General features: G+C 68.6%; 7 protein-coding genes. All 7 read right to left on the reverse strand.

The window, feature by feature from the left end; all coding sequences use genetic code 11:
• Positions 1-29: 29 nt before the first annotated feature.
• The gene (trxB, locus tag ACFPFQ_RS00440; RefSeq protein WP_379613497.1) at positions 30-959 is read right to left on the reverse strand and encodes a thioredoxin-disulfide reductase; all 930 of its coding nucleotides are present in this window, start codon (positions 957-959) and stop codon (positions 30-32) included.
• Between the two features lie 96 nt (positions 960-1,055).
• Positions 1,056-1,901 (reverse strand): amidohydrolase family protein, encoded by an 846-nt coding sequence (locus tag ACFPFQ_RS00445; RefSeq protein ID WP_379613499.1) that lies wholly within the window; start codon positions 1,899-1,901, stop codon positions 1,056-1,058.
• 22 nt (positions 1,902-1,923) lie between these two features.
• On the reverse strand, positions 1,924-2,985 hold the full coding sequence (locus tag ACFPFQ_RS00450; RefSeq protein WP_379613501.1) for a hypothetical protein: 1,062 nt from the start codon (positions 2,983-2,985) through the stop codon (positions 1,924-1,926).
• On the reverse strand, positions 2,982-3,524 hold the full coding sequence (locus ACFPFQ_RS00455) for a UGSC family (seleno)protein (protein ID WP_379613502.1): 543 nt from the start codon (positions 3,522-3,524) through the stop codon (positions 2,982-2,984). The genes ACFPFQ_RS00450 and ACFPFQ_RS00455 overlap by 4 nt, the downstream gene beginning before the upstream one ends.
• A gap of 31 nt (positions 3,525-3,555) precedes the next feature.
• Positions 3,556-4,878 carry an FAD-binding oxidoreductase gene (locus ACFPFQ_RS00460; RefSeq protein WP_379613504.1) on the reverse strand — a complete coding sequence of 441 codons (1,323 nt, stop codon included), beginning with the start codon at positions 4,876-4,878 and terminating at the stop codon, positions 3,556-3,558.
• Positions 4,879-5,036: 158 nt separating this feature from the next.
• The gene (locus ACFPFQ_RS00465) at positions 5,037-5,861 is read right to left on the reverse strand and encodes an SDR family NAD(P)-dependent oxidoreductase (protein ID WP_379613506.1); all 825 of its coding nucleotides are present in this window, start codon (positions 5,859-5,861) and stop codon (positions 5,037-5,039) included.
• Between the two features lie 33 nt (positions 5,862-5,894).
• Entirely contained in the window at positions 5,895-6,776 is an 882-nt protein-coding gene (locus ACFPFQ_RS00470) for an isocitrate lyase/PEP mutase family protein (protein ID WP_379613508.1), read from the reverse strand.
• Between the last annotated feature and the right edge of the window lie 150 nt (positions 6,777-6,926).

Here is a 6,926-nt window from a genome sequence, read left to right on the forward strand (position 1 = left end):
GCGGTCGGGTCGGGTCGGGTCGAGGACCGCTACGCCGCGTACGCCGCGAGGAAGCGCTCGGCGTCGATCGCCGCGGTGCAACCCGAGCCGGCGGCCGTCACGGCCTGCCGGTAGCTCGGATCGACGAGGTCGCCACAGGCGAAGACCCCCGGCAGGGCGGTGCGGCTGCTACGCCCCTGCACCAGGACGTACCCCTGCGGGTCTACGTCGACGACATCACGGACCAACGCGCTGCGCGGATCGTGCCCGACCGCGACGAACACCCCCGTGACATCAATGGTCGAGGCCGCACCGGTGCCCACGCCGCGCAGCCGCAGCCCGGTGACACCGCCGCCACCGACGATCTCCGTCACCGCACCGGTCCGCCACCGGATCCGCGGGTCGTTGCGCGCCCGTTCGAGCATGATCGGCGACGCCCGGAAGGTCGCGCGCCGATGCACGACCGTGACCGAGCGGGCGAAGCGCGTGAGGAACGTGGCCTCCTCCATCGCGGAGTCACCACCACCGACCACGGCGATGTCCTGATCGCGGAAGAAGAACCCATCACACGTGGCGCAGGTGCTGACGCCGTGCCCGAGCAACGCCGTCTCACCCGGGACGCCCAGCCGGCGAGCCGCGGCGCCCATCGCCAAGACGACCGCACGTGCTGTGTAGGTGATCCCGCCAGCAGTGACCGTCTTGACCGGTCCTGCGAGGTCGAGCGCCTCGACGTCCTCCGGGCGCAGCTCTGCGCCGAAGCGGGCGGCCTGCTCGCGCATGCCGGCCATCAGGTCCGGGCCGGTCACCCCGGCCGGGAAGCCTGGGTAGTTCTCGACCTCGGTCGTGGTCATGAGCGCGCCGCCATGGATCGCGCCCTCCAACACCAGAGGTGCCATCCGAGCCCGCGCGGCGTAGATCGCGGCCGTGTAGCCGGCCGGGCCGGAGCCGACGATCACCAGATCACGGACCGGCGTCACCACAGCGACCCTTCCGCCGCCACATCGGTGAGCCGGACGGCGCAGCCCAGCGGGTCCGGCCCGATCGTCGTCGCTCTCACACCGACCTCCGTCGTTCGGTCATCGGTGCCCCAGCCACCCCAGCCAGGCGGAGACCGCTTCCCCCATCACCAGCTCACGCTCGGACTCGCTCAGGCCATCGATCAGACCCATCATCGCCACGGCATCGCCGTACGAACAGGACAGCCGCGTCAGATCGGAGCCCCAAAAGCTCCGGTGCGGGCCGAAGGCCTCGAGAACGCGGCAGACGCTGTCATGGACGTCCCGAAAAGGGAACGCCTCGTGCGAGTACAGCGGTAGCGCCGAGAGCTTCACGGCCACGTTCGGGTAGCGGGACAGGCGCACGAGCTCGTGTACGGCCTCCAAGCGCCGCACGGGGGAGGTGTCGAGCGGAAGTCCCATGTGGTCGACCACGAGACGCAGATCCGGGAACTCCCGTGCGATGCGCTCAAACTTGGCGACGAGCCCGGCGGGATAGACCATGACAGGCATCCCCGCGGCGGCCGCCACCGTCCACACCCAGTCGAGGCTCCTGGTGTCGAGCCAGCCGATGTAGGGCTGCACGTGAAAGGGCTGGCGCAGCCCCAGCAGCCCGGGGCGGTCCCGCCAGCGCGACAGCCGCTGCTTGGCATCGGGCGCATCCAACGCGGCGACACCCATCACAGCCAACCGGTCCGGATGGGCGTCCGCGGCGGCGAGCGCGACCTCGTTCCCGTCATCCGCCCACGACGGCGGGACGATGATCGCGCGTTGCACTCCTGCCTCGTCCATCCGTGAGACCAGCGCCTCCGCCGTGAACGGGGCCTCGTAGTGCGGCGTTGCGCCCGGCACTACTCGCTGCCACACGTGCGCCTGCGCGTCGGTGATCTTCGTGGTACGCCTCCCTCGATCCGGAGCGGATGTCACCGCCCCGCGGGTGCGGTCGACCTCACGAACCGGTCGATCGCTCCACGTCCAGTACGGGCAGGGTGACCGCGCGGGTGGAGCCGAAGCTCGGCAGGAACACGCTGTGGATACCGGTGCCGCCCACCACGATCACCTGATAGTCGTCGGGACTGTCGGTCACCGGATACCGGTCCTGATCCACCCACTTGGGGCGACGCGTCCGGAGATAGGTGCGCAAGGCGGGAGCGAGTCTCGTCATGTCGATCCGAGCATGCTCGAAGAGGTAGTTCTGCACGTCCCGGATCGTCCAGCCGCTTCCGTGGATGATCTCCGCGTGCTCCGGGGACAGGACGAGCAGGCCCTCCCCGCCGTGCGTCATGTTGTTGGTACCGCTGGCGGCGACGCCGGCGGAAAGGCTGGGCATCAGCTCCTCCGCCGTCGAGCTCACCATGTCGATCATGCTGTGGAACCCGTGCACCCCGAACACCGACACCGCCGACGTCGCGGGTTCGAGGCCTCGCCGCACAGCGAACGGCTGCCACGGGGTCGCGGCGACGTTCTCGCTCGCACAGAACGAGTACTTCGCGGGGAAACCATGCGTGGCCCGGTCGACCTGGGGCACGATCGTGCCCCCGCCGAGGATGATCAGGACCAGCCGCAGCGCCCGGCCAATCGTCGCGTTCGCCACGTTGCCCTGACCGAAGGCGTTGTCGCCCGCGTTCATGCCCACCTGTTCAGCGATGGGCCCGCTCACCAGGATCAACGGCGCCACCGGGCTCGTCGTCGCCTGGATGCCGTACAGGTTGAACTCGGGCTTGATGACAGCCTGCACCGCGGTGAGCAGAATCGGGAAGTACGCAGGGCGGCACCCGGCCATCACCGCGATGATGGCGAGCTTCTCGATGGTGGCGAGCCCGTAGTACGGGGCCACCGCACCCAGCGACTCGTCGGCGGGCCGCACGCAGTGCTCGAGCATCCTCTGGACCCGGTCCTCGGTCGGCGGGACGAGCGGGAGCCCGTCGTGCCACGCCTGCTCGAGGGCGTGCTGCTGAAAGCCTTCGAGGCTCGCCACCTCGATCCGTTCCGACGTGAGCACCATGGTCACGCCTTCACCACGGCCCGGACGACGGACTCGAACAGGTCGTCCGCGATCGCGTGCAGTTCAGCCTCGGTGAGCGTCGCGATCGGGTGCGGGGTGGCGAAGATCGGCAGGCTGGGCATGCCCAGCGAGTCGGCCTCGATGCGTACGACGTTCGCGAACGGCTTCGACACGAGGGTGACCGTGGGAACACCGGTGGCCTCCGCCTCGAAGGCGTCGCGCAGGCTCCACGACGAGCAGGAGCCGCAGTCGCCCACTCCGGAGATCACGAGGTCGGACTCTCCCGCGGCCTCGGACACGTAGGGACTGGGACCGGAGGGATGGGACTTGCGCCAGTGCCGCACGCTCGCGGCCCCCTCCTGGACGAGGCGCTCGGCCAGCCGGTCGAGGATCGGCCGGGCGCCGGGCTTGTTGTTGTCCAGTAGGCCGATGGCCTTGCCCGCAAGGCTCGTGAGCCGTTCGGCGGGAGGCCTCGCCTCTATCGCCCGCGCGGGGGCCGGGCTGAGGAAGACGATGCTTTCCTGGGTCTGCTGCGCAACCGACATTGATGGAACCTCCAGGACGGATCGGCCGTGTCTAGCGGGGAAGCGACTCGGCGGTCTGCGCCGGCTTGATGTTCTGGTTCAGGTGGAAGACGTTGTCGGGATCGAGCTGGGCTTTGATCCGCGAGAGGCGGTCGTACTTCTCCGGACCGTAGGTGTCGCGCATCCGGTCCGGAGACGACTCCGCCATCATGTTGACGTAGCCGGCGGTGCTGCTGGAGAACGGGCGCATCGCGTCCCAGGACTCCCGTACCCAGGCCCGATCCGCCTCGAAGAGCTCCGCAGGGCCCCCGATCGAGTTGAGGGTGAAGCTGAACGCGGCCTTCCGGCTGCCACCGAAGGCGGTGTCCTCATCGTTCACGCTTCCGTACGCGCCGCCGAGGACGTACGCGACGATGCGGCGATACGCGCCGGCGCCGTCCTGGGGCAGGTGATCGTTCCACCACTCGATCGCACCGTCGCTGAGCTCGTCCAGGTACAGCGCCTTCTCGTACGCCAGTGAACCCCAGGCGTTCGTGTCGTCGGAGAGCCTCTGCAGCTCCACGTAGTCCATCGGCGCCACCCGCTCGAACAGCGGCGGGAACTCGTCCCGGATCCGCTGGACCACCTGCTGGTGTTCGGCCTCGCCGCCGAACCCCACGACCGTCAACAGGTAGCCGGGACGTCCGTGGAACTGGCTCGGCACGAACGGCGCGGCAGGGGCGGTGCGGCCGACGAGCACGAGCCCGAAGTCCGTCGGAGCCGTCGTGAACAGCGACCGGCAGTAGGTCAGCGCTTCCGTGCCACGGTCGGCACCCCAGAAGAACATCCCGACGTGGACCGCGGGTCCCACGTCGTGGAGCTGGTACTCGAACGCGGTGGCGATGCCGAAGTTGCCGCCCCCACCGCGGATCGCCCAGAACAGGTCGGGGTTCTCCGTCGCGGACGCGCGCAGCACGTCGCCCTGTGCGGTGACGATCTGCGCGGCGCGGAGGTTGTCACAGGTGAGGCCGTGCCGTCGGGTCAGCCAACCCAGCCCCCCGCCCAGAGTGAGCCCGCCGATGCCGGTGTGGCTGACGAGCCCGCCGGGCATGCCCAGCGCATGCTGTTGCGTCGCCTCGTCGACCTCCTTCCAGGTACCGCCCCCCTGCGCGACCGCCACGCGCCGACCGACGTCGACCTGCACACCCCGCATCAGGCTCAGGTCGATGACCAGGCCGTCCTCGGCGATGGCGAACCCGGCGAAGTTGTGCCCCCCGCCGCGCACCGAGATCTCCAGGTCGGCGTCGCGACCCAGGCGGACCGCCGCCACCACGTCCTCGACACTGCGGCACCTGGCGATGGCTGCGGGTCGTTTGTCGATCTCGCCGTTCCACACGGATCGAGCGGAGTCATACTCGGGATCGCCTGGAATGACCAGCACACCTGCAAAGCCATTCTCCTGCGCGATCCGCTTGTCCAGACCCACGTCTCCTCCAGCCGTCTCATTCAATGTATCGAGCGATGTCTGTCGAGTGCTCGCACCCCAGCCGGCGGTCAGCCGGATTTCGCACGTTCCAGGAACTCGATGTTCGCGGTGACGCCGGCCCGCAGAATGAAGCCGCCGTCGACCACCATCGTGTCGCCGGTGACGAAGCTGGATTGGTCACTCGCGAAGAAGAGGACCACCTGGGCGACCTCGGTATAGGCGCCCACCCGGCCCAACGGGACCATCGAGGCCCGTTTGGCGGTGAGTGCGCTCAGGGCTTCGGGTGTCAGCCGGGAACGCGCCTCCGCCATCACCGATTCCATCATCCCGGGACAGATGCAGTTGGACCGGATCCCGGCCTTCGCGAAGTCGATCGCGAGCGATCGGGACAGCGAGATCATGGCCGCCTTCGAGGCGCTGTACGCGGCCCGGTCGGCCGTCACGGTCACGCCCGAGATCGAGGCCGTGTTGACGATGACACCGCCGCCGCCCTTGATCATCTCGGGGATGGTGGCCCGGCTGAAGAGGAACGCGGACTTGGTGTTCACATCCATGACCCGGTCCCAGTCCGCGATGGACGTTCCGACCACCGAGGTGGCCTCGGAGGGGACGATGCCGGCGTTGTTGAACAGGACGTCGACGCGGCCGAAGTTCGAGATGGCCGCCTGCACGGCGCGGTCGGCGAGCTCGGGATCGGTGACGTCCCCGGACAGCGGGACGACCTTGCCACCTCGGCCGTCGAGATGTCGCGCGAGGTCACCCAGTGCGCCACCGTCGAGGTCGAGGAGGACGAGATCGGCTCCCTCGTCGACGAACAGCTCGGACGTGGCGCGTCCGAGTCCGCCGGCGGCACCGGTGATGATGGCTACCTGGTCCTGCAGTCGTGCGCCCACACTTCTCACCTTTCCTGCGCCCTCTGCTCGTGCCTACTGGTCCTGGTAGTAACGCTCTTCCAGCGCTTGCATCCGGCTCAGCCCACAGAGCTCGGAAAGTTCGAGCAGGGAGGCCGGTGGGAATTGTTCGAAGTGGGCCGGCAGTTCGGCCGAGGCCAGCGCGCGAAGCGCATCGTCCATCGCTCGGCCGGCCGCCGCAACCGTGACCGCCGGAATAGCGAGGATCGCATATCCGTAACTCTCAGCAGCACCTGCGGAGATGTCCGTCCCGAGCGGCGAGTTGGTCATCAGCGGCGTCTTGATCCGTTGCGGTAGTTCCTCGTACATCTTCCGCGCCTCGACCGGATTCCGCAGGATCCCGGCGCCGTGCATGACCGTGAAGATGACATCGGCACCGGCCTCGGCATAGATCTTGGCACGCTTCACGACCTCATCCGCGGACACGATGGAGGCGTCCGTACGAGCGATCAACACGAAGCCCGGGTCCTGCTGTGCGTCCTTGGCCGCTCGGATCTTGGCGACCATCTCCCGGATCGGGATGAGACCGGTCTTCTCGAGTCCCCGCTTCTCGCCGGCGTCCTCGATGTGAATCGCCGCCACCCCGGCGCGCTCGAACTCGTGGACCGCGCGGCCCACGCTGTGAACGTCGCCGAACCCGGCCTCGCCGTCCATGATGACCGGGATGTCGACCGAGTCGGCCATCCGTGCCGACACCGTGGCCAGCTCCGTGAGGGTCAGCAGGTGCATGTCGGGCCGACCGGCGTACCCCAGGCTGATGCCCAGGCCGGTCACATCGACCGCACGGAACCCGTGCTTCTCGATCAGCCGTGCCGAGAGCGCGTCGTAGCACCCCGGAGCGACGACCATGCCCTGCGCCATGGCCTCTCTGAGCTCGTTGCCTGCACTGCGAACCACGCGCGCTCCTCGGACTGGGACGGTCGGACGCGAGACGGTCCGACGTGAGACGGATTGGCGGACTAGTGGTGACCACTAGGCCCAAAGCCGTTCAGTTAGCGGTCGCGGCTGCTGGTCAAGGATCTTGTTGCGGCGTGTCGTTGCCGGAGA

Source organism: Pseudonocardia sp. GCM10023141 (assembly GCF_042653605.1).

Coding starts and splice junctions, on each gene's coding strand:
- ACFPFQ_RS00455 (WP_379613502.1), bottom strand. CDS start 3,524: ATGTCGGTTGCGCAGCAGACCCAGGAAAGCATCGTCTTCCTCAGCCCG.